Genomic DNA, 21,884 nt, shown 5'->3' with positions numbered 1-21,884 from the left:
TGTTGTTGCTTGTTTAAAGAACCCGCTTAATGCGGGTTTTTTTATTGGTTTAACGTGACGCTGGCGGCGTAAACAACGCCGAGTAGTCGCGGTTACAGATGCGCTGCACCGCCGGGTGCTGAATCATTCGCTCAGCGAATATCGCGTGGTACTCTTCCATCACGTTATCCACTCGTCCAATCTCCGTTACCTTCTCATCGATATAAAGATCGTGCGCGTACAGCGTCGGCGCGACAAAAATAGCGTTATGCGCTTCACCAAAGGCTTTCATCAGCGCGGCATCATCAAACTCCCCAAGGATCTCCACTTTCAGTCCCTGCGAGTTAAACCAGTTGAGCAGCTTGCGGCCCAGCATCGATCGCCGTCCCGGCACTAACAGGCGTCGCTCCTCAAGACAGGCTGGAAACGGTTTTTCCGGCGGCGGGTTAATGCACCAGAAGCTCACCCCGCATTCACCTATCTTCACCGAGAACAACCCCTCCTGTTGCGTGGAATCAATCGGACAATCAGAAATGATGATATCCAGCTTATGCTGGCTCAACTGCTCCAGCAGCATCTCGTGTGTGGATTCAAAGCAGCGCAGATGGATCTGTTCATCTTCTACTACCGCCGCGTCCAGTACACCGCTTACCAGGCGTTTTGAGAGCGCATCCGCGACGCCGACATCAAAGAGCAAATTCGACTCTTTGCGATAGTTGACGATATCGAGCATTTCCTGGCTCAGCGTGAACATCTTATCGGCGTAGCGAAACACCAGCTCACCAAGCTCGGTCGGTTCAATTCCGCGCCCTTTACGCTTAAACAGTTTCCCTTGCAGGCGTTCTTCGAGTGCCTTTATCTGACCGGTAATGGTCTGCGGCGTCAGATATAACGCCTCTGCCGCCCCCACAACGGAACCCGCTTTGTAGGCATTCCAGAAGTAGTAGAGATGGTTGTAATTGATATGAGACATCGTATCTTCGCTCCCTGATAGTGTCTTAGGGAGAGAGCCGCTGCCCTCCCCCTGCCTGTTATACCGGCTGGACCTGCCCCGACAATTTCACTTTCAATAACGAGTAGCCGACAAACGCCGCCAGCAACGATCCGGTCAGGATACCGAGCTTAGCCCAGACGATGAGCTGCGGGTCCATGGATGCAAACGCCAGCGTCGAGATGAAAATGGACATCGTGAAGCCAATTCCGCACAGCACGCCCACCGCCATAATCTGTCGGAAAGTCGTCCCCTCCGGTAATGACGCGAGTTTCAGCTTCAGTGCCAGCCAGCAGAACAGGCTGATGCCCAGCGGCTTACCAATAAACAGACCGGCAATAATGCCCATCGGCAGCATGGAGGTCAGCCCTGAAAGCGTCACGCCCTGCAGGGACACGCCCGCATTGGCAAAGGCGAAAAGCGGCAGAATCATAAACGCGACCCATGGATGCAGGACATGCTCAAGCTGTTGGGCTGGCGAGTTACCGTCCTGCTCTTTAAGCGGTATAAAGAAGCCGATAATCACGCCTGCCAGCGTGGCATGGACACCCGATTTCAAGACCGCGGTCCACAGCACGACGCCAACTAAAATGTAGATCCCCGTTCTGCGTACGTTAAAAATGTTCAGCAGCGCCAGCGCAGCGATAGCCCCTGCGGCAACGCTTAGCGACAGAATCGACAGATCGCTGGTGTAGAACAGCGCAATGATCACGATAGCGCCAAGGTCATCGATAATCGCCAGGGCCATCAGGAAAATCTTCAACGCCACCGGAACGCGGCTGCCTAATAAGGCCAGTACGCCAAGCGCAAACGCAATATCCGTCGCGGCCGGGATAGCCCAGCCCTGACGCGCAATCGGATCCTGATAGTTAAATGCCAGATAGAGCAACGCTGGCACGACCATACCGCCAATTGCAGCGATGACAGGAAACGCCGCCCGTTGGCGGCTAGCGAGCGAGCCCTGAACCAGCTCGCGCTTCACTTCCAGGCCCACAAGCAGGAAAAAGACCGCCATCAGCGCATCGTTTATCCAGAGCAGCATGTTCTTGTTAATTTCCAGAACACCCACGCGGAGTTCAACGGGCGTTTCCAGAAACGCGTGATACAGACCCTGAGTCGCCCCAAGGTTGGCAAATACCATCGCGGCCGCAGCGGCGATAATCAAAATAATGCCGCCGGACGCTTCATTGCTGAAGAAACGGTGTAGTAATTTCACTTTGATTCTCTCTTAAAGACGATGCTTCGTTAAAACCATCATACCAAGGCTAACAACTCGGGAAAAACAGATTAATATTGAGTATAAACTCAGTTTTACCGAGCAATATGCACAAAAACAAAAAGCCCGGAATCGCTTCCGGGCTTTGTGATGTACACCAGCTAACGGTTTAGCGGGTCAAATCATCGAAGAACTTTTTCACGCCGTCGAAGAAGCTTTTGGAACGCGGGCTGTTATTTTCACCCGTTGGGCCGCCGAAGCTTTCCTGCAACTCTTTTAACAGCTGTTTCTGTTTGTCGTTCAGACCGACTGGCGTTTCAACGACCACACGACACAGCAGGTCACCCTGCGCACCGCCACGTACCGATTTAACGCCTCTTCCACGCATGCGGAACAGCTTGCCGGTTTGTGTTTCACCAGGGACTTTCAGATTCACACGACCATCTAAAGTCGGGACTTCAATTTCGCCACCCAGTGCAGCCATCGCAAAGTTGATCGGCACTTCGCAGTACAGGTTATTCCCTTCACGCTCGAAAATGGCGTGCTGTTTTACCTGAACCTGAACGTACAGATCGCCTGCCTGCGCACCGTGTTCACCCGCTTCGCCTTCACCCGCCAGGCGAATACGGTCACCGGTATCAACGCCTGCCGGGATTTTCACGGACAGGGTTTTGGTTTTCTCGACGCGGCCATGACCGTGACATTTGTTGCACGGATCTTTGATAAGCGTACCGCGACCGTGACAGTGTGGACACGCCTGCTGCACCGCGAAGAAACCCTGACGAATCTGGACCTGGCCGGAACCATGACAGGTTGGACACGTCTGCGGTTTGGTGCCGACTTTCGCGCCGCTGCCGTGGCAGATATCACACTCTTCCAGCGTAGGAATGCGGATCTCTTTGGTCACGCCACGTACCGCTTCTTCCAGCGTCAATTCCATGTTGTAGCGCAGATCTGCGCCACGGGATGCACGCTGGCGTCCACGGCCACCGCCGAAGATATCGCCGAAAACGTCGCCAAAGATATCGCCAAAATCAGCACCGCCGCCACCAAAGCCGCCGCCACCGTAACCACCACCGCCCATACCGCCTTGTTCAAACGCGGCATGACCGTACTGATCGTATGCCGCACGCTTCTGCGCATCGGTCAGGATCTCGTAGGCTTCTTTGATCTCTTTAAATTTGGCTTCGGCCTCTTTGTCACCCTGATTACGATCCGGGTGAAACTTCATGGCCAGGCGCTTGTACGCCTTCTTGATTTCACGCTCTTCCGCGGTTTTCGGAACGCCTAAAATCTCGTAAAAATCTTGCTTTGCCATTGGTTTTTTCAGCCCCTTAACATGCGAGCACGGGCGGAGAGGAAACCTCTTCGCCCGTGCCGATTAATTACCCTGCATCAGGGCGATTACTTTTTGTCTTTAACTTCTTCGAACTCAGCGTCAACAACGTCGTCGTCTTTCGCATGGTTCTGAGAAGCGTCAGCGCCTGCTGCGCCAGCCTGCTGCTGTGCGTGCTGTTGCTGAGCAATTTCCATCAGCTTCTGGGACGCTTGCGCCAGTTCCTGCATTTTCGCTTCGATATCCGCTTTGTCTTCGCCTTTCAGAGACGTTTCCAGCGCGCTCAATGCAGTCTCGATAGCGGTTTTATCATCAGCTGGCAATTGATCGCCTGCCTCTTCAACCTGCTTACGAGTGCTGTGCAGCAAATGGTCACCCTGGTTACGGGTCTGAACCAGTTCTTCGAACTTACGGTCAGACTCGGCGTTAGCTTCCGCTTCACGCACCATTTTCTGGATCTCTTCTTCGTTCAGACCAGAAGACGCCTTGATGGTGATCTTCTGCTCTTTACCGCTGTTTTTGTCTTTGGCGGAAACGTGCAGGATACCATCAGCATCGATGTCAAAAGTCACTTCGATCTGAGGCATACCGCGCGGTGCCGGGCTGATACCGTCGAGGTTAAACTGGCCCAGATCTTTGTTGTCCGCAGCACGTTTACGCTCACCCTGCAGCACATGGATGGTTACCGCAGACTGGTTGTCTTCAGCGGTAGAGAACACCTGGCTGTGCTTGGTCGGGATGGTGGTGTTTTTGCTGATCAGCGCCGTCATCACGCCGCCCATGGTTTCGATCCCCAGAGACAGCGGGGTAACGTCCAGCAGCAGTACGTCTTTCACTTCACCGGTCAATACACCACCCTGAACAGCAGCACCGATTGCAACGGCTTCGTCCGGGTTAACGTCTTTACGCGGCTCTTTACCAAAGAATTCAGCAACTTTCTTCTGAACCATTGGCATACGCGTCTGACCACCGACCAGGATAACGTCCTGGATATCAGATACGGACAGACCCGCATCCTGCAGAGCAACTTTCAGTGGCTCGATAGAACGGTTCACCAGGTCTTCGACCAGGCTTTCCAGTTTCGCACGGGTCACTTTGATGTTCATGTGTTTAGGACCGCTCGCGTCTGCAGTGATGTACGGCAGGTTAACGTCGGTCTGTTGCGCAGAAGAGAGCTCAATTTTCGCTTTTTCTGCGGCTTCTTTCAGGCGCTGCATGGCCAGCGGATCGTTACGCAGGTCAATGCCCTGATCTTTCTTAAATTCGTCAACGAGATAGTTGATCATACGGCTGTCGAAGTCTTCACCACCCAGGTGGGTATCACCGTTGGTTGCCAGAACTTCGAAGGTTTTTTCGCCGTCAACTTCGTCGATTTCGATAATAGAGATATCGAAAGTACCACCACCGAGGTCATAAACCGCGATAGTACGGTTGCCAACTTCTTTGTCCAGGCCGTAAGCCAGAGCAGCAGCAGTTGGTTCGTTGATAATACGTTTGACTTCCAGACCCGCGATACGACCGGCATCTTTCGTTGCCTGACGCTGTGCATCGTTGAAGTATGCAGGTACGGTGATAACCGCTTCAGTTACCGGTTCGCCCAGGTAATCTTCAGCCGTTTTCTTCATTTTTTTCAGCACTTCAGCAGAGATCTGCGGTGGTGCCATTTTCTGGCCCTTCACGTCGATCCATGCATCACCGTTGTCTGCACCGATGATTTTGTACGGCATGATGGCTTCATCACGCTGCACTTCTTCGTCCTGGAAGCGGCGACCAATCAGGCGTTTAATCGCAAAAAGCGTGTTTTGCGGGTTTGTCACGGCCTGACGTTTAGCCGGCTGGCCAACCAGAGTTTCACCGTCCTGGGTATACGCAATAATAGAAGGCGTGGTGCGATCGCCTTCGGCGTTCTCCAGCACACGAGCAGTAGTACCATCCATAATCGCTACACAAGAGTTGGTAGTACCCAAGTCGATACCAATAATTTTACCCATCTAAACGTCTCCACTAAAAATTTGTTCATCATGTGGTTGTGAATCTGTAATAAGGGCGAAACGTGCGGTTTCAACTGCCCAGATTTGATTTTTTTCAGCTTCACTCACTGCGGTTGACTACAAGATGGGGTCGTAACCGCATCCATCAAGGGGGAAGCATAAAAAATATTTTAAATTCCCCCTGTTCAGATCATAGACGCCGAGTGTTGTGCCCTTTATGATGCCGCGCCCCGCCAGGGAGAGTTGGCGGGGCTTAACCACTTCACCATTTAATGATGATTTATTTTGAGGACTTATGGGCAACACTAAGTTGGCTAATCCGGCTCCGCTGGGCCTGATGGGTTTTGGCATGACCACAATTCTGCTGAACCTGCATAACATCGGTTTCTTCCCGATGGATAGCATTATCCTGGCGATGGGCATTTTTTACGGCGGTATCGCGCAAATCTTCGCGGGCCTGCTGGAATATAAAAAAGGCAATACCTTCGGTTTAACGGCATTCACCTCTTACGGTTCATTCTGGCTGACTCTGGTTGCTATTCTGATTATGCCGAAAATGGGTCTGGCTGACGCGGCAAACGCGCACTTCCTGGGCGTTTACCTGGGTCTGTGGGGCGTCTTCACGCTGTTCATGTTCTTCGGCACTCTGGCGGGCAACCGTGCGCTACAGTTCGTGTTCCTGAGCCTGACCGTTCTGTTCGCCCTGTTGGCGATTGGTCATCTGGCGGATAACGAAGGTATCGTTCACATTGCAGGCTGGATTGGTCTGGTGTGTGGCGCAAGCGCGATCTACCTGGCAATGGGTGAAGTGCTGAACGAACAGTTTGGCCGCACCGTTCTGCCGATTGGTGAAAAACACTGATCCCCCTTCGTGCCCGCCTCGCGGGCACGAAATCTCCCGCTTTATGCTTCTGATTGATATCCTGTTAATGCGCTTTGTGGAACACTGGTTCTCACTCTTTTCTTAAAGATGCTCATATGACGGCGAATGTCCCCTCTCGTTCTTACTGGCTGCAACGCTGGACCGCATTATTGCTCACCGGAATTTTAGCCGGGCTGGGTGGTATGCTGCTCGCCCTGCTGCTGCACGAAATCCAGCATCTCGTTTACGGCTATAGCCAGAAAGCGCTCATAAGCCCGCAATCATTTTTAGAAGGCGTGACGGATGCCAGCGCGCAGCGGAGATTTCTCGCCCTGCTGGCTGCCGGCCTCATTGCGGGCTGTGGCTGGTGGCTCCTTGCCCGCTACGGTAAAAAACGCGTCAGTATTAGCGCCGCCGTCAACCAGCCCGATAAACCGATGCCGGGCATCACCACGCTAATTCACTCCCTGCTGCAAATTATCACCGTTGCGATGGGCTCACCGCTGGGTCGCGAAGTCGCACCGCGTGAACTGGGTGCGTTGTTTGCCGGAGGGGTTGCCCGGCGTTTGCACCTGACGGCAGCAGATATCCAACTGATGATTGCCTGCGGCGCGGGCGCGGGACTGGCTGCGGTGTACAACGTTCCGCTGGCTGGCGCGATATTCACCCTCGAAGTGCTATTAATCAGCTTTAGCTGGGAAGCCGCCATTGCTGCTCTGGTCACGTCAGCCCTTGCGGCGTGGGTCGCCACGCTGGGACTCGGCGATGAGCATCAATATCGCTTTACGACCGAAATGGCCGCCACCTCGCTGGTGTTCTGGGCGGCGCTTTCAGGCCCATTGTTTGGCATAGCCGCCTTCTGGTTTCGCCGCATCACCCAGCGCGCACGCAGCAAAGTGCGCAGTAACTGGCAGATGCCGGTGTTCAGTCTGGTGGCATTTGCGGCGCTCGGCGCGTTATCAATGTGGTTTCCGCAGTTGCCCGGCAACGGCAAAGGCCCGATTCAGCTCACGCTTGCAGGCGACGTCACGCTGAAACTGGCGGCCGCGATTCTGTGTCTCAAAATCTTCGTGATCTGGGCCGTTTTGCGCGGCGGTGCGGAAGGGGGATTACTGACGCCCGGTCTCGCCGTTGGCGCACTGCTGGGTTCACTGCTTTTTATGCTGCTTGGCCGCTTCTTTCCTGGGAGCGATATGGCCAGTTTTGCGCTCACGGGCGCGGCAGGTTTTTTATCGGCATCCATGCAAATGCCCGTTACCGCTATCGCACTCATGATGGAATTCACCCGCATGGACCATAGCTTCCTGGTCCCATTGCCCCTGAGTGCAGCCGGGGCGTACATGACGTTTCGAAAACTCGAAGGTTAATTTTTGTGCAAAATTGCAACCGTAGCTAAACGACTTCTCTGATTCCTGTTTTTTCAATTGATAAGCATTATCATCCGGAATATTGTCACCGGCAGCATCCCCCGGATATTGGATATCAGGCAGCCTTTGTACAGGAACGTTTAGGGATAAAATACGGTTCTGATGTGTTGCACAAGGTAAGCCAATGAGTTCCATTTTAGCCAGCCGGGATAATCCTGACGGGGCGGCTGTCGCGTCGCATTACAAAAAAATCATCTTGCGGCGCTTTATCGTCGCAGGTGTCCTCCTGCTGTTGATCCTGCTCTCGCTGCTGCTTGATTTTACCCTCGGCCCGTCCGGAATTTCCGTCGCCACACTTTGGCATACGCTGTTTGATGCAGCCTCCGCTGACGCGGGCACACGCGTGATCGTCTGGGATTTACGGCTGCCTTTCGCGCTGATGGCGGTGGTCGTCGGCCTGGCGTTGGGTTTAGCCGGTGCCGAGATGCAAACCATCCTGAATAACCCCCTCGCCAGCCCGTTTACGCTGGGCGTTTCGTCTGCCGCCTCGTTTGGTGCCGCACTGGCGATAATCCTGGGCGTGGGGATTCCTGGCATTCCCGACCAGTGGTTTATCTCCGTTAACGCCTTTGTTTTTGCACTGATGGCCTGTTTTATTCTCGACGGTATTAGCCGCTGGACGCGCGTCGCCACCTCCGGCGTCGTGCTGTTTGGGATTGCGTTGGTATTCACGTTCAATGCGTTGATTTCGATTCTGCAGTTTGTCGCCAGCGAAGACACGTTACAGGGGCTGGTGTTCTGGACGATGGGCAGCCTGGCCCGCGCGTCGTGGGACAAACTGGCGATTCTGGTCGTGGTGTTACTGATCGTCGTCCCGCTCTCGCTGAAAAACGCGTGGAAGCTCACCGCCCTGCGCCTGGGTGAAGATCGCGCCGTCAGCTTTGGTATCAACGTGCGCAAACTGCGGCTCACCACCCTGCTGCGCATCAGCATCATTTCGGCGCTGACGGTGGCGTTTGTCGGCCCTGTCGGCTTTATCGGTCTTGTCGCGCCGCACATTTCCCGCATGATGTTTGGCGAGGATCACCGCTTTTACCTGCCGGGTAGTATGCTGATCGGCGCACTGGTGCTTTCCCTGGCCTCCGCGCTTTCTAAAAATATCGTGCCTGGCGTCATCATTCCCGTCGGGATTGTCACGTCACTGGTCGGCGTGCCTTTCTTCCTGAGCATTATTATTCGCCACCGGGGAACGCTCTGATGGACGGTTTACTCGTTACCGATCTGCACACTGGCTATCGCAAAAAGAAAATCATCGACGGGCTAACCACCCCACTGCTGCCGCGTGGCAAAATCACCGCCCTGTTAGGACCCAACGGTTCGGGGAAATCAACCCTGCTGCGTGCGCTGGCAGATCTCAATCCGGCCCAAGGCAAAATCGCCCTCAACGGTGAGGATCTGATGACCCTGCCGCCCGCGAAGCGTGCGCAAAAAGTGGTGTATTTGCCGCAGTCGCTTCCGGCTGGCGTGCATTTGCACGCCCTGGAATCGGTGATTGTTGCGCGTCGCGCCAGTGGCAGCGACACCCACGGCAATGCCGAACAAGAAGCCTATGACATTTTGCATAAGCTCGGCGTCTCGCATCTGGCGATGAGCTATCTCGACCAGCTCTCCGGCGGTCAGAAACAGCTGATCGGTTTGGCGCAATCGCTGATCCGTCAGCCAGATTTACTCCTGCTGGATGAACCGCTTAGCGCGCTCGACCTCAACTATCAGTTTCACGTCATGGATATCGTTGCCCGTGAAACACGTCAGCGGAATATCGTCACCGTCGTGGTGATTCACGACATCAACATCGCGCTGCGCCACGCGCAATATGCGGTGATGTTAAAAAACGGCACGCTGATTGCCAGCGGTATTCCGGGAGAGGTCGTCACCCCCGCCAATCTGGCGACGGTGTATGGCGTGCAGGGGCGCGTGGAAACGTGTTCGCAAGGGCTACCGCATGTGGTGGTCGATGGGTTAACAACATAAAAATAAAGGAATGACGGGGGAATAATGACACTTAAGAAGGCATTACTCGGCGCAGCGCTACTGCTCTCACCGCTGTTGGCGATGGCGCAAAACTGGCCGGTGACGGTTAACGATATTGATAACCGCACGGTGACGATCCCACAGGCGCCGCAGCGCATCATTTTACAGGATGGCCGCGATATCCTGACGCTGGCAATGCTTGAGCGCGACAATCCGTTTTCCAAAGTGGTGGCGTGGAATAATCTGCCGAAAAAACAGGACACCGAAACCTGGAACGTGCTGAAGCGCAAATGGCCGGAAGCAGAAAACATCCTCGATATGAAATTCTCCGATCAGGGGAATGTGGATCTGGAAACGGTGATCTCGCGCCAGCCGGACCTGATGATCGCCCAGCTCCGCGCCAAGCCGTCGCTGGTGCAGAGCGGCGTATTAGCCAAACTTGAGGCGCTACACGTTCCCGTGGTCTTCGTGGATTACCAATTGCACCCGGTTGAAAACACCGTCCCGAGCATTGCCCTGCTGGGTAAAGTGCTGGGGCAACACGAGCGAGCGCAGGCGTATATTGATTTTTACCAGCAGCGTCTGGACCGAATTCACCAGCGTCTGGCGACAGCAGAGAAAAAACCGCTGGTGTTCATCGAGCCGATCGCAGGCGTTGCCGGGCTGGATAACGGCTGCTGCTTTACCCATGCGCGCAACGGCTGGGGCGGTCTGGTTGAAGCGGCTGGCGGTGTGAATATCGGTTCACAACTGCTGCCGGGTGCGAGCGGAAATGTCTCGGTCGAAAAGATTATCTCCCTCAACCCCGATTATTACCTGATGACCGGTTCAAAACGTCCGGCCAAAGGCACGGCGATTATCCCGTTTGGCTACAACGTGGCGGAAAGCGATGTTGCTGCGGCCTTTAACGCGCTGGTGTCGCGCCAGGGCGTGAGCAGCATTCCGGCCGTGGCGCAAGGCCATACCGGCGCGCTGTATCATCACTTCTATAACAACCCGTACAACATTATCGCCATTGAAACGTTGAGCAAAATTTTCTACCCAACGCTCTTCAATGACGTCGATCCGCTGGCGGATTATCACGAGCTGATTAAAAACTTCACGCAGATCCCGGATGACAACATCATCCTGAGTTTTACCCCTCACTAACCGGCGTATGCGCCATCAACTGATGGCGCTCACCGCGCAACCAAATCCCTAACGCCAGCCCCATCAGTGACAGCGCCAGCACATACCAGGCCGGAGCCATCGGCGACACACCCATCAGCAGCGTGACGGCAATCGGCGTCAGGCCACCAAAGATGGCGTAGGAGACGTTATAGGAAAACGAAATGCCGGTGAATCGCACTTCTGCCGGGAACGCGCGTACCATCACGTACGGCACAGCGCCCACGACGCCCACGCAAAGCCCTACCACGCCATACAGCAGGAAAAGTTGTTCCGGATGGCTTCCCGCAAGGTGATAGAACGCCCAGCTTGATCCCGCCAGCAACAGGCTGCCGACGATAAACGTCAGGCTCGCGCCAAAGCGATCCGCCGCAACACCGGCAATCAAACAGCCAAAGCACAGCATAATGGTCGCGATACTGTTCGCCTGCAGCGTGACCGCAGGGGCAAAACCGTACTGTTTTTGCAGCCAGACGGGCGACATAAGAATCACCACCACAATCCCGGCGGACAGCAGCCAGGTCAGCAGCATAGAAATCACCACGGCTTTTTTGTGATGCGCCACGACAGATTTAACCGGCAGTTCTTGCGCCAGGGCTTTACGCTGCTGCATTTCAAGGAAGATAGGAGTTTCCTGCAACCAGCGGCGGAGATACATCGCCACCAGGCCAAACGCACCGCCGAGCAGGAACGGGAGACGCCAGCCCCACTCATGCACCGCCTGCGTGGTCATACTGGTGTTGATGAGGGTCGCGACGACGGAGCCGAGCAAAATCCCGACGGTCAGGCCCGCGGTTAACGTTCCGCATGCGATCCCAATGCGGCGTTCAGGTACGTGTTCAGCCACAAAAACCCATGCGCCAGGCACTTCCCCGCCAATCGCCGCGCCCTGCAAAATACGCATCAGCAGCAGCAAAACAGGGGCGAGAATGCCCATCGTGGCGTACGTCGGCAGCAAACCAATGGCCAGCGTTGGCACGGCCATTAGCAGGATGCTGAGGGTAAACATTTTTTTACGCCCGACCAGATCGCCAAAGTGGGCCATGATGATGCCGCCGAGCGGACGCGCAAGATAACCCGCCGCAAAAATGCCGAAGGTCTGAACCTGGCGCAGCCATTCCGGGATATCCGCCGGGAAGAACAGTTCTCCCACAACGGCAGCAAAAAAGACAAAAATGATGAAATCGTAGAACTCCAGCGCGCCGCCAAGGGCAGCGAGCGTCAGCGTTTTGTAGTCCTGACGATTCAGAGGCCGGGTGTAATGTGACATAGCGAACCTTTCCAGCGTTGTTGATTTAATTTTACAGTGATCGTAAAGAAAAAATTACTATACCGTAAATCTATCAACACGCTATTCCGGCTGTAGCTTATGTCACAGATGCGTTAATTTCAGGAGATTGTTTCGCGCCTTGCACTTTTAGGCCGAAATGCTGCTACCACTTGTGGATCGGTTTCAATGTAAGGCCCATCAAGCAGCTGTATACAATACGGTACACTGGCGAAAATTCCTGCGACGACCACGCTGCCATCTTCCGCTTTCACGCCTTCCAGCGTCTCTTTGATCGACTTCGGCTGGCCTGGCAGATTCAGAATCAACGCCTGTTTGCGAATCACGCCCACCTGACGGGACAGGATCGCCGTCGGGACGAAGTGCAGGCTAATCTGGCGCATCTGTTCGCCAAACCCTGGCATCTCGCGATCGGCAATCGCCAGCGTCGCATCTGGGGTGACATCCCGGCGCGCCGGACCCGTACCGCCGGTGGTGAGCACCAGATGGCAGCTCATTTCATCCACCAGCTCGCACAGCGTCTGTTCAATGATCGCCTGCTCGTCGGGGATTAAACGCGTCTGGATTTCAAAAGGCGTCGTGAGCGCCGTCGCCAGCCAGGCTTCCAGAGCCGGAATGCCTTTATCTTCGTAAATACCGCTGGAGGCGCGGTCAGAAATCGACACTAAGCCGATGCGTAATGTATTCATATCCATTTCCATTCAAACAATACTGATTAACAGGAATGATACACGCAGAGGGGGAATTCAGACAGGGTAGGAAAGAAGTCGCGTGACCGGAGGCCCGGTCACGCAGAATGATTACAGCAGATCGCCGATCATTTTTTCCAGTTTTTCCTGGTCAACAGCAAACTTACGGATACCGTCCGCCAGTTTGTCTACGGCCATTGGATCCTGGTTGTGCTGCCACAGGAACTCGGATTCAGTGATGCGTTCTGGACGCGCTTTCACTTCACCGGTGTAGGACCGTTTACGCTCCAGCGCGCCTTCGCTCTCTGCCAGCTCTTTCAGCAGTGCAGGGGCGATGGTCAGGCGGTCACAGCCAGCCAGCTCGATGATTTCACCCACGTTACGGAAGCTTGCGCCCATAACGACGGTTTCATAGCCGTGCTGTTTGTAGTACTGGTAGATTTCGCTCACGGAAATCACGCCTGGATCTTCCGCTGGTGCGAACTCTTTCTTGTCGGTGTTGGCTTTGTACCAGTCCATGATACGGCCCACGAACGGAGAAATCAGGTACACGCCCGCTTCAGCACAAGCACGCGCCTGCGCGAAGGAGAACAGCAGCGTCAGGTTACAGTTGATACCTTCTTTTTCCAGCTGTTCTGCAGCGCGGATGCCCTGCCAGGTGGATGCCAGTTTGATCAGAATGCGATCGTTGCTGATGCCAGCATCGTTATACAGTTTGATCAGGTGTTTGGCTTTGGCGATTGACGCGTCGGTGTCGTAGGACAGACGCGCGTCAACTTCGGTAGAAATACGGCCCGGAACCAGTTTCAGGATTTCGAGACCGATATTAACTGCCAGTTTGTCAGTCGCGTCCACAACCTGCTGCGCACGATCGTTGCTCTGGCCTTTCGCCCAGGTGACAGCTTCGTCGATCAGTTTGCGGTACTCAGGAATCTGTGCGGCGTTAAGAATCAGAGAAGGGTTGGTTGTGGCATCCTGCGGCTGGTACAACTTCATTGCCGCGATATCTCCGGTGTCAGCTACGACAGTGGTGAACTGACGAAGGGAGGTCAATTTATCCGTCATGATAGTCTTTCTCTTTTTACGTGCCCTGGATAATTCACGCCACCGACAGCATGCCAGCAACGGAAAAATGACAGGTTTACTTGTTAGGGGGATGTAACCGGTCTGCCCTGATGATAACACGACGGAATAGCAGCGCAACCGCAGACAGTGCGCTTACGGATAGTATGATAAACTCCGAATATTAACAGCCTGCTAAGTACCACTCCGTTCATTCAGTGGTAGCGCTTATAATTTCACTTTGGCATCAACAAGAGGGACGTTAATGCCTGATTTCTTTTCCTTTATCAATGAGGTCCTGTGGGGCTCAGTGATGATCTATTTGCTGCTCGGAGCCGGAATATGGTTCACGGTACGCAGCGGTTTTATTCAGTTTCGCTATATTCGCCAGTTTGGTAAAAGTCTGAAAAACAGCGTCAGCCCGCAACCCGATGGATTAACCTCTTTTCAGGCACTCTGCACCAGCCTGGCCGCCCGCGTTGGTAGCGGTAATCTGGCGGGTGTGGCGTTAGCCATTGGTGCAGGCGGCCCGGGTGCCGTGTTCTGGATGTGGGTCACGGCGCTTATCGGCATGGCGACATCGTTTGCCGAATGTTCGCTGGCGCAGCTCTACAAAGAGCGGGATCGGCACGGTCAGTTTCGCGGCGGCCCGGCCTGGTACATGTCGCGCGGCCTGGGTATGCGCTGGATGGGCGTGCTGTTTTCTGTTTTTCTGCTCGTGGCTTACGGTCTTATTTTCAATACGGTACAAGCCAACTCGGTGGCGCATGCCCTGCGCTACGCGTTTGATTTCCCCGAATGGATAACCGGCGCGATGCTGGCTATCGCGACCCTGCTGGTTATCGTGACGGGCATCAAAGGCGTTGCGCGCCTGATGCAGTGGCTGGTGCCGGTGTTGGCGCTGCTATGGGTCACCACCAGTCTGGTCGTTACTGCAATGCACATTGGTCAGCTTCCGGATGTGATCGCCACCATTTTCAAAGCCGCTTTCGGCTGGCGAGAAGCCGCAGCAGGGGCGCTGGGATATACCCTTAGCCAGGCGCTGACGGCGGGTTTCCAGCGCGGCATGTTCTCTAACGAAGCCGGAATGGGCTCCACACCGAATGCCGCTGGGGCAGCGGCTTCATGGCCCCCACACCCTGCCGCGCAGGGTATCGTGCAGATGATTGGGGTATTCATCGACACCATCATTATCTGCTCCGCCAGCGCCATGATTGTGCTGCTCGCGGGCCCTGTCGCGCATACCAACAGCCCAGAAGGCATACAGATCGTTCAGCAGGCGCTGGTGAATCTTGCGGGGAGCTGGGGGGCTGGCTTTGTGTCGCTTATCGTGATTCTGTTTTCGTTCAACTCGATGGTCGCCAATTATATTTATGCTGAAACGAACCTGATTTTTCTGCGTTTTGATTCGCGCAAAGCGCTATGGATTCTGCGGGTCGGAATCGCTGGAATGGTGATGGTCGGGTCGATGCTGAGCCTGCCGCTGGTCTGGCAACTGGCGGATGTGATTATGGCGCTGATGGCGATCACTAACCTGACGGCTATTTTACTGCTGTCACCGGTTGTCGCGCTTATCGCCAGCGACTATTTACGCCAGCGTAAGCTGGGCCTAAAGCCGGTGTTTGATGCGGCTCGTTATCCCGAAATCGAGTCACAAATTGCGCCGGGCACCTGGGATGATTTGCCACGGCAATAGCAGCCATCGATCAACTGAGGCGGATTTTTTGCTAAAGTCGCCCTAAACTTCCTGCAAGGACTGGTTATGCTGATTCTGATTTCACCTGCAAAAACGCTCGATTACCAGAGCCCGCTCGCCACCGAGCGCTATACCCAGCCCGAACTGCTGGATCATTCGCAACAGCTGATTCGTGAGGCGCGCAAACTTTCCGCCCCGCAAATTGGCAAGTTGATGGGCATCAGCGACAAACTCGCCGATCTCAATGCCACCCGTTTCCACGACTGGCAGCCGGATTTCACACCGAAAAATGCCCGTCAGGCGATCCTCGCGTTCAAAGGTGACGTGTATACCGGCTTGCAGGCCGAAGAATTTAGCGAGGCCGATTTTGATTTCGCTCAGCAGCATCTGCGTATGTTATCGGGTCTGTACGGCGTGCTGCGCCCGCTGGATTTGATGCAGCCGTACCGTCTTGAGATGGGCATCCGCCTGGAAAATGCCAAAGGCAAAGATCTGTACCAATTCTGGGGGGATATCATCACTGAGAAGCTCAACGACGCGCTGAAAGCCCAGGGTGACAACATCGTCATCAATCTGGCATCCGATGAATATTACCGATCAGTTAAGCCGAAAAAGCTGAATGCGGAGATTATTAAGCCCGTCTTCCTCGACGAGAAAAAGGGCAAATTCAAAGTCATCAGCTTCTACGCCAAAAAAGCGCGCGGGCTGATGAGCCGTTACATCATTGAAAATCGTCTGACAAAAGCTGAGCAACTCACCGCATTTAACAGTGAAGGCTATTTCTTTGACGGCGAAGCGTCCGAGAAAGGCGAGCTGGTGTTTAAGCGACACGAGCAGTAATTTCCGCCGCACCCAAACCCTCTCCTCAAAGGGAGAGGGAACCGTTTTGTGCACGCTTTTCATCACCACGCGGCACGGGCAAGCAACTCAGCGACAGTTTTCTCTCTCCTTTGGGCAGAGAGGGATGAGAAAAATCAGCGATGCTTCCAGTCCGGGCCGTGTCCGCGATCGTCATGAGGCTTGTCGCGGCGATTATCGTGACGATCGCGGTGATCGTCATGCGGATGCCAGCGGTTATCTCGCCACTCGTAATGCGATTTCCACCAGTCATTGTCGCGCCAGCGGCCGCCATCCCAGTGGTGACCCCGATCGTCTCGATCGCCAATCTGTAATTTTACGGCGGGCACTAACGTGATGTCGGCTGCCTGCACAACCGTGGGAGCCACCAGCATCAGTGAAAGTGCAAGCAAAGCAGGTTTCAGTTTAGACATCGGGTACTCCTTCTCATTCTTGCCCAACGCGGGCCGATGGAAGGAGATTACGTGAGGTGAATGCGGGTTGTTATCCTCTGCAATCCTATTCTCTAAGTGAGCGCATTTATTGGGAATTTCTGCTTTTCCCCCACACGATCTCTCCTTATTTTCTCCGTATTTGGGCATAAAAAAGGCCGGATATCATCCGGCCTGAATCATCGCGTGAGAAAACTATCCGCGGGTCATCATCAGCTTACGCAGCGCGGCAAATTCCGCAGGCAGAGAATGAGAAAGTAGCGGCAGATCGGCGCGATCCGCCAGCTCTTTTGGCAGCGGCAGCGACTCGCCCAGAATCTCATCCACGCTCTCTTTAAATTTCGCCGGATGCGCAGTGCCAAGGAACAATCCGTACTCACCTGGATTGAGCTGGTCACGCAGCGCGCGGTACGCAATCGCCGCATGCGGCTCAGAGATATACCCCACCGCTTTCAGCTCGCGCATGGTCGCTTTGGTGGTTTCGTCGGTAACGGCGGCATAACCCAGATCGCTCAGACGCCAGATTTTACGGCGGAACAGCTCTTCCACACGCGGCCAGTTGTTCGGCTGTGACACATCCATCGCGTTAGACAAGGTCGCTTTGGTCGCGTTTGGCGTCCATTTGCCCTCTTTCAGGAAACGGGGAACCGTGTCATTGGCGTTGGTGGCGGCGATAAAACGCTTGACCGGCAAACCAAGGGATTTCGCCAGCAGGCCTGCGGTCAGGTCGCCGAAGTTACCGCTTGGCACGGAAATCACCAGCTGATTACGTGCTTCCTGCGGGAGCTGCGCGACCGCTTCGAAGTAGTAGCAAATCTGCGCCAGCAGGCGGCTGATGTTGATAGAGTTGGCGGAGTTTAAGCCCAGCGCCACTTTCAGCTCTTCGTCGTCAAAGGCCTGTTTCACCAGCGCCTGACAAGCATCAAAATCACCGTCGATAGCCACGGTTTCAATGTTGCCGCCCAGCGTACAGAACAGTTTTTCCTGCAACGGACTGATTTTGCCCTGCGGATAGAGGATCACTACGCGCACGTTTTTCAGACCGTAAAACGCGTGAGCCACTGCCGCACCGGTGTCACCGGATGTCGCAGTCAGGATAGTGACCGGTTTATCACCGCTGATGTGCGTCAGCATTTGCGCCATAAAACGGCCGCCAAAGTCTTTAAACGCCAGCGTCGGACCATGGAAAAGTTCCAGGCAGCCTATATCCGGCTCAACCGATTTTACCGGTGCCGGGAACGCAAACGCCGCGCGGACACGCTCTTCCAGCTCTGCTTGCGGAATTTCATCGCCAATAAATGCTGAGACGATTTTGGCGCTGCGGCTGACAAAATCCTGCTTCAGCATTTCATCGATTTCAGTCAGGCTAAATTCCGGCAAGTCGTGCGGAAAGAACAGCCCCTGATTTTTGCCCAGGCCCTGAGTCACCGCCTGCGCGAAGCTGACCTGCTCGTTATGATCTTTCAGATTGTAGAGTTTCATCAATTATCCCAGTACTCGTGCGCCTGCCGTGTCCAGCCGGCAAATATGAACAAAGCCTTCCTGATTTTGCAGGTAGTTTTTCGCCAGCCAGTCCGCCACGCGCTGCGCGGTGTCAGGCTTATCGCATAATGCGAACAGCGTCGGGCCGGAGCCTGAAATGCCGCACGCCTGCGCGCCAATATCCAGCGACGCCTGACGCGCTTCAGTGAAGCCCGGCAGAAGTTTGGTGCGGTACGGCTCGGCGATAACGTCTTTCATCAGCTTCGCCGCCAGCGCAGGCTGGCGGGTATAACAGGCGTGAATAAAGCCTGCCAGATGACGACCGTGTGCGATGCAATCCTGACGACGGTACTGCGCGGGTAAAATCGCGCGCGCTTCGGCGGTCGAGACTTTAATGCCCGGATACGCCAGCACCCACAGCCACTCGTCAAAGCCTGGCACCTGTTGGCTGATAATGCCGTTCTCTTCGATCATCAGTTGCATACCGCCGAGGAAGCACGGTGCGACGTTGTCGTAATGAATGCTGCCGGAGATGCGCCCTTCCAGCTCGCCCATCAGCGCCAACAGGCGGTTGTTGTTCAACGGTTTGCCGCAATGTTCGTTCATCGCGACCAGCGCGGCGACGACAGAACAGGCGCTTGAGCCGAGACCGGAACCAATCGGCATGCTTTTTTCGAGCGTCATCGCGACGGGCACGTTCTTGCCAATTTCCTGACAAAAGCGCTCCCAGCACTGATAAACAATATTTTCGCGCGGTTCTGGCGGCAGCTTGCTGGCGAAACGGCCCACATTATTGAGGCTAAAACTGTCGGCGGCTTCAACCGTTACCGTATCGCCCAGCGGCGAACCGTCGACCGGCGCAACCGCCGCACCCAGCACATCAAATCCGACGCTCATATTGGCGCTGGAAGCCGGGGCATAAACTTTGACCATGTTAAACTCCTAACTTCCATGACAGGGTACGGAGCAGATCGGCAAATACGCCCGCTGCAGTGACATCGTTCCCTGCGCCGTAACCGCGAAGCACAAGCGGTAATGGCTGATAATAGTGGCTGTAAAACGCGAGGGCATTTTCGCCATTTTTGACTTTGAATAGCGGATCGTTACCGTCCACTTCAGCAATTTTGACGCGGCACACGCCGTCGTCTTCAATATTGCCAACATAGCGCAATACTTTGCCTTCATCACGGGCTTTCGCTACGCGAGCGGCAAAGTCATCGTCAAGCTGCGGCAAACGGCCCATAAATGCTGCGACGTCACCGCTATCATCAAACCCAGCGGGAAGGACAGGTTCGATAACGATGTCAGAAAGCTCCAGCTCGCGCCCGGTTTCACGCGCGAGGATCAGCAGCTTGCGCGCCACATCCATGCCGGAAAGATCGTCACGCGGATCTGGCTCGGTATAGCCGAGTTCTCGCGCGGCGGTGGTCGCTTCTGACAGGCTCATGCCTTCATCCAGCTTGCCGAAGATAAACGACAGCGAGCCAGAGAGAATGCCGGAGAAACGCTGCAGTTCATCACCCGCATTCAGCAGGTTTTGCAGGTTCTCAATGACCGGCAAACCCGCCCCCACGTTGGTATCGTATAAGAACTTGCGGCGCGATTTGCTGGCTGCGGTGCGCAGCTGATGGTAATAATCCATCGACGAGGTGTTGGCCTTTTTGTTCGGCGTCACCACATGGAAGCCTTCGCGCAGGAAATCAGCGTACTGATCGGCCACGGCCTGATGAGAAGTACAATCGACAATCACTGGGTTAAGCAGGTGATACTCTTTCACCAGACGGATCAAACGGCCCAGATTGAACGGCTCTTTGGCTTCTGCTAACTCCGCCTGCCAGCTTTCCAGATTCAGCCCGTGAACGTTGGTCAGCAGCGCTTTTGAGTTCGCCACCCCGCACACACGCAAATCGATATGTTTTTTCTTCAGCCAACCCTGCTGGCGCTTTACCTGTTCCAGTAACGCACCACCCACCCCGCCTACGCCAATCACAAACACTTCGATGACCTGATCGGTGTTGAACAGCATCTGATGGGTAACGCGCACGCCCGTGGTCGCGTCGTCGTTACTCACCACCACAGAAATAGAACGCTCGGAAGAGCCCTGCGCAATGGCCACGATGTTGATATTAGCGCGAGCCAGCGCAGCAAAGAACTTGGCGGAGATCCCGCGCAGGGTACGCATGCCGTCGCCCACGACGGAAATGATCGCCAGACGTTCCTGAATCGACAACGGCTCTAAAAGTTCTTCTTTCAGTTCCAGATAGAACTCTTCTTCCAGCGCACGACGGGCACGCATGCAATCCGCCTGCGGCACGCAGAAGCTGATGCTGTATTCGGAAGAGGATTGGGTAATCAGCACCACCGAAATACCGTTGCGTGACATCGCCGCAAATACGCGCGCTGCCATGCCGACCATGCCTTTCATGCCTGGTCCGGAAACGCTGAACATCGCCATGTTATTCAGGTTGGAGATGCCTTTAACCGGCAAATCATCTTCGTCATGGCTGGCGCCAATCAGCGTCCCCGGAGCCTGCGGGTTGCCAGTATTTTTGATTAAACACGGGATCTGGAATTGAGCGATAGGAGAAATGGTACGAGGATGAAGCACTTTAGCGCCGAAATACGACAGCTCCATCGCTTCCTGATACGACATTGATTTCAGCAGTCTCGCGTCCGGCACCTGACGCGGATCGCAGGTATAGACGCCGTCGACGTCAGTCCAGATCTCGCAACAATCGGCGCGCAAGCACGCAGCAAGCACGGCGGCTGAATAGTCAGAACCGTTACGGCCCAGCACCACCAGCTCGCCTTTCTCGTTACCGGCGGTAAAGCCCGCCATTAAAATCATGTGATCCGCTGGAATTTTGCTGGCGGCAATGCGGCGGGTAGACTCGGCAATGTCCACGGTAGACTCGAGGTAATGTCCAACGGCCAGCAGTTTTTCGACCGGATCAATCACCGCCACTTTGTGACCGCGGGCTTCCAGAAGGCCCGCCATGATGGCGATAGAGAGTTTTTCACCACGACAAATCAACGCCGCATTGATGCTATCCGGGCACTGGCCGAGCAGACTGATACCGTGCAGAACATGTTTGATCTGTGCGAATTCTTGTTCAACAAAAGCTTTTAACGGTGCGAGTGGGAAGCCTGGCTGCAAATCGGCCAGCCCCTGAAGCAGTTCGGTAAAAATACGTTCGGCATCGCTGATGTTCGGAAGGGCATCCTGACCACCGATGGTTTTTTCAATCATCGCCACCAGATGGTTGGTGATTTTCGCCGGGGCAGAAAGCACGGTTGCGACCTGCCCCTGCCTGGCGTTGCTTTCCAGGATATCGGCAACACGCAGAAAACGTTCTGCATTTGCCACTGATGTACCGCCGAACTTCAAGACGCGCATGGTATTACCTCAATGATCTTTAGCCGAAAAAAAAGCCCGCA

At 54.8% G+C, this 21,884-nt stretch carries 18 protein-coding genes and 1 other annotated feature (1 of these 19 only partly in view); of the genes, 7 read left to right on the top strand and 11 right to left on the bottom strand.

Annotated elements, in window-relative coordinates:
- Positions 1-49: 49 nt before the first annotated feature.
- The 4 genes from nhaR to dnaK all read right to left on the bottom strand — a co-directional run bounded on the left by nhaR (position 50) and on the right by dnaK (position 5,513).
- The gene (nhaR, locus tag ACKI5T_RS08325) at positions 50-952 is read right to left on the bottom strand and encodes a transcriptional activator NhaR (protein WP_407436974.1); all 903 of its coding nucleotides are present in this window, start codon (positions 950-952) and stop codon (positions 50-52) included.
- Positions 953-1,010: 58 nt separating this feature from the next.
- Positions 1,011-2,186, bottom strand: coding sequence for a Na+/H+ antiporter NhaA (gene nhaA, locus ACKI5T_RS08320; RefSeq protein ID WP_407436972.1), 1,176 nt, complete (start codon positions 2,184-2,186; stop codon positions 1,011-1,013).
- 169 nt (positions 2,187-2,355) lie between these two features.
- Positions 2,356-3,504 carry a molecular chaperone DnaJ gene (dnaJ, locus tag ACKI5T_RS08315; RefSeq protein WP_012015988.1) on the bottom strand — a complete coding sequence of 383 codons (1,149 nt, stop codon included), beginning with the start codon at positions 3,502-3,504 and terminating at the stop codon, positions 2,356-2,358.
- Between the two features lie 86 nt (positions 3,505-3,590).
- Complete coding sequence (dnaK, locus tag ACKI5T_RS08310) at positions 3,591-5,513, bottom strand: molecular chaperone DnaK (RefSeq protein ID WP_012015987.1); 1,923 nt, start codon at positions 5,511-5,513, stop codon at positions 3,591-3,593.
- Between the two features lie 295 nt (positions 5,514-5,808).
- On the opposite strand from dnaK, the gene satP reads away from it, so the two are divergent.
- From satP to ACKI5T_RS08285, 5 genes are all read left to right on the top strand, one after another.
- Positions 5,809-6,375 carry an acetate uptake transporter gene (gene satP, locus ACKI5T_RS08305; protein ID WP_012015986.1) on the top strand — a complete coding sequence of 189 codons (567 nt, stop codon included), beginning with the start codon at positions 5,809-5,811 and terminating at the stop codon, positions 6,373-6,375.
- A 116-nt stretch (positions 6,376-6,491) separates the two neighbouring features.
- Positions 6,492-7,742: a chloride channel protein gene (locus ACKI5T_RS08300; protein WP_407436969.1), complete on the top strand. Its 1,251-nt coding sequence runs from the start codon at positions 6,492-6,494 to the stop codon at positions 7,740-7,742.
- 184 nt (positions 7,743-7,926) lie between these two features.
- On the top strand, positions 7,927-9,000 hold the full coding sequence (locus ACKI5T_RS08295) for a FecCD family ABC transporter permease (RefSeq protein ID WP_407436967.1): 1,074 nt from the start codon (positions 7,927-7,929) through the stop codon (positions 8,998-9,000).
- Positions 8,997-9,773 carry an ABC transporter ATP-binding protein gene (locus tag ACKI5T_RS08290; RefSeq protein WP_407437107.1) on the top strand — a complete coding sequence of 259 codons (777 nt, stop codon included), beginning with the start codon at positions 8,997-8,999 and terminating at the stop codon, positions 9,771-9,773. Before ACKI5T_RS08295 ends, ACKI5T_RS08290 begins: the two co-directional genes overlap by 4 nt.
- A 24-nt stretch (positions 9,774-9,797) precedes the next feature.
- Complete coding sequence (locus tag ACKI5T_RS08285) at positions 9,798-10,922, top strand: ABC transporter substrate-binding protein (protein ID WP_407436965.1); 1,125 nt, start codon at positions 9,798-9,800, stop codon at positions 10,920-10,922.
- Here ACKI5T_RS08285 and ACKI5T_RS08280 read toward each other — a convergent pair.
- The 3 genes from ACKI5T_RS08280 to tal all read right to left on the bottom strand — a co-directional run bounded on the left by ACKI5T_RS08280 (position 10,909) and on the right by tal (position 13,982).
- The gene (locus ACKI5T_RS08280) at positions 10,909-12,210 is read right to left on the bottom strand and encodes an MFS transporter (RefSeq protein ID WP_407436963.1); all 1,302 of its coding nucleotides are present in this window, start codon (positions 12,208-12,210) and stop codon (positions 10,909-10,911) included. The genes ACKI5T_RS08285 and ACKI5T_RS08280 overlap by 14 nt on opposite strands.
- Before the next feature lie 119 nt (positions 12,211-12,329).
- Complete coding sequence (mog, locus tag ACKI5T_RS08275; RefSeq protein WP_407436961.1) at positions 12,330-12,917, bottom strand: molybdopterin adenylyltransferase; 588 nt, start codon at positions 12,915-12,917, stop codon at positions 12,330-12,332.
- Positions 12,918-13,028: 111 nt separating this feature from the next.
- The gene (tal, locus tag ACKI5T_RS08270) at positions 13,029-13,982 is read right to left on the bottom strand and encodes a transaldolase (protein WP_407436959.1); all 954 of its coding nucleotides are present in this window, start codon (positions 13,980-13,982) and stop codon (positions 13,029-13,031) included.
- A 262-nt stretch (positions 13,983-14,244) separates the two neighbouring features.
- Between tal and ACKI5T_RS08265 the strand changes: the two genes are divergently transcribed.
- Positions 14,245-15,675, top strand: a complete 1,431-nt coding sequence (locus ACKI5T_RS08265; RefSeq protein ID WP_407436957.1) for an alanine/glycine:cation symporter family protein — start codon at positions 14,245-14,247, stop codon at positions 15,673-15,675.
- Positions 15,676-15,741: 66 nt separating this feature from the next.
- Entirely contained in the window at positions 15,742-16,515 is a 774-nt protein-coding gene (gene yaaA / locus ACKI5T_RS08260; RefSeq protein ID WP_407436955.1) for a peroxide stress protein YaaA, read from the top strand.
- 134 nt (positions 16,516-16,649) lie between these two features.
- On the opposite strand, the gene ACKI5T_RS08255 is transcribed toward yaaA, so the two are convergent.
- The 4 genes from ACKI5T_RS08255 to thrA form a co-directional block, all read right to left on the bottom strand.
- Complete coding sequence (locus ACKI5T_RS08255) at positions 16,650-16,946, bottom strand: DUF2502 domain-containing protein (protein ID WP_407436953.1); 297 nt, start codon at positions 16,944-16,946, stop codon at positions 16,650-16,652.
- A gap of 213 nt (positions 16,947-17,159) precedes the next feature.
- Positions 17,160-18,446 carry a threonine synthase gene (thrC, locus tag ACKI5T_RS08250; protein WP_133631750.1) on the bottom strand — a complete coding sequence of 429 codons (1,287 nt, stop codon included), beginning with the start codon at positions 18,444-18,446 and terminating at the stop codon, positions 17,160-17,162.
- A gap of 3 nt (positions 18,447-18,449) precedes the next feature.
- Entirely contained in the window at positions 18,450-19,379 is a 930-nt protein-coding gene (thrB, locus tag ACKI5T_RS08245; protein ID WP_012015974.1) for a homoserine kinase, read from the bottom strand.
- Position 19,380: 1 nt separating this feature from the next.
- Positions 19,381-21,843, bottom strand: coding sequence for a bifunctional aspartate kinase/homoserine dehydrogenase I (gene thrA, locus ACKI5T_RS08240; protein WP_012015973.1), 2,463 nt, complete (start codon positions 21,841-21,843; stop codon positions 19,381-19,383).
- Positions 21,844-21,868: 25 nt separating this feature from the next.
- Positions 21,869-21,884: a sequence feature (Thr leader region), on the bottom strand (it continues 103 nt past the right edge of the window).

The sequence above is a fragment of the Lelliottia sp. genome, from assembly GCF_045627565.1.
Classification (GTDB): domain Bacteria; phylum Pseudomonadota; class Gammaproteobacteria; order Enterobacterales; family Enterobacteriaceae; genus Enterobacter.
This window is presented reverse-complemented; position numbering and strand designations above follow the sequence as displayed.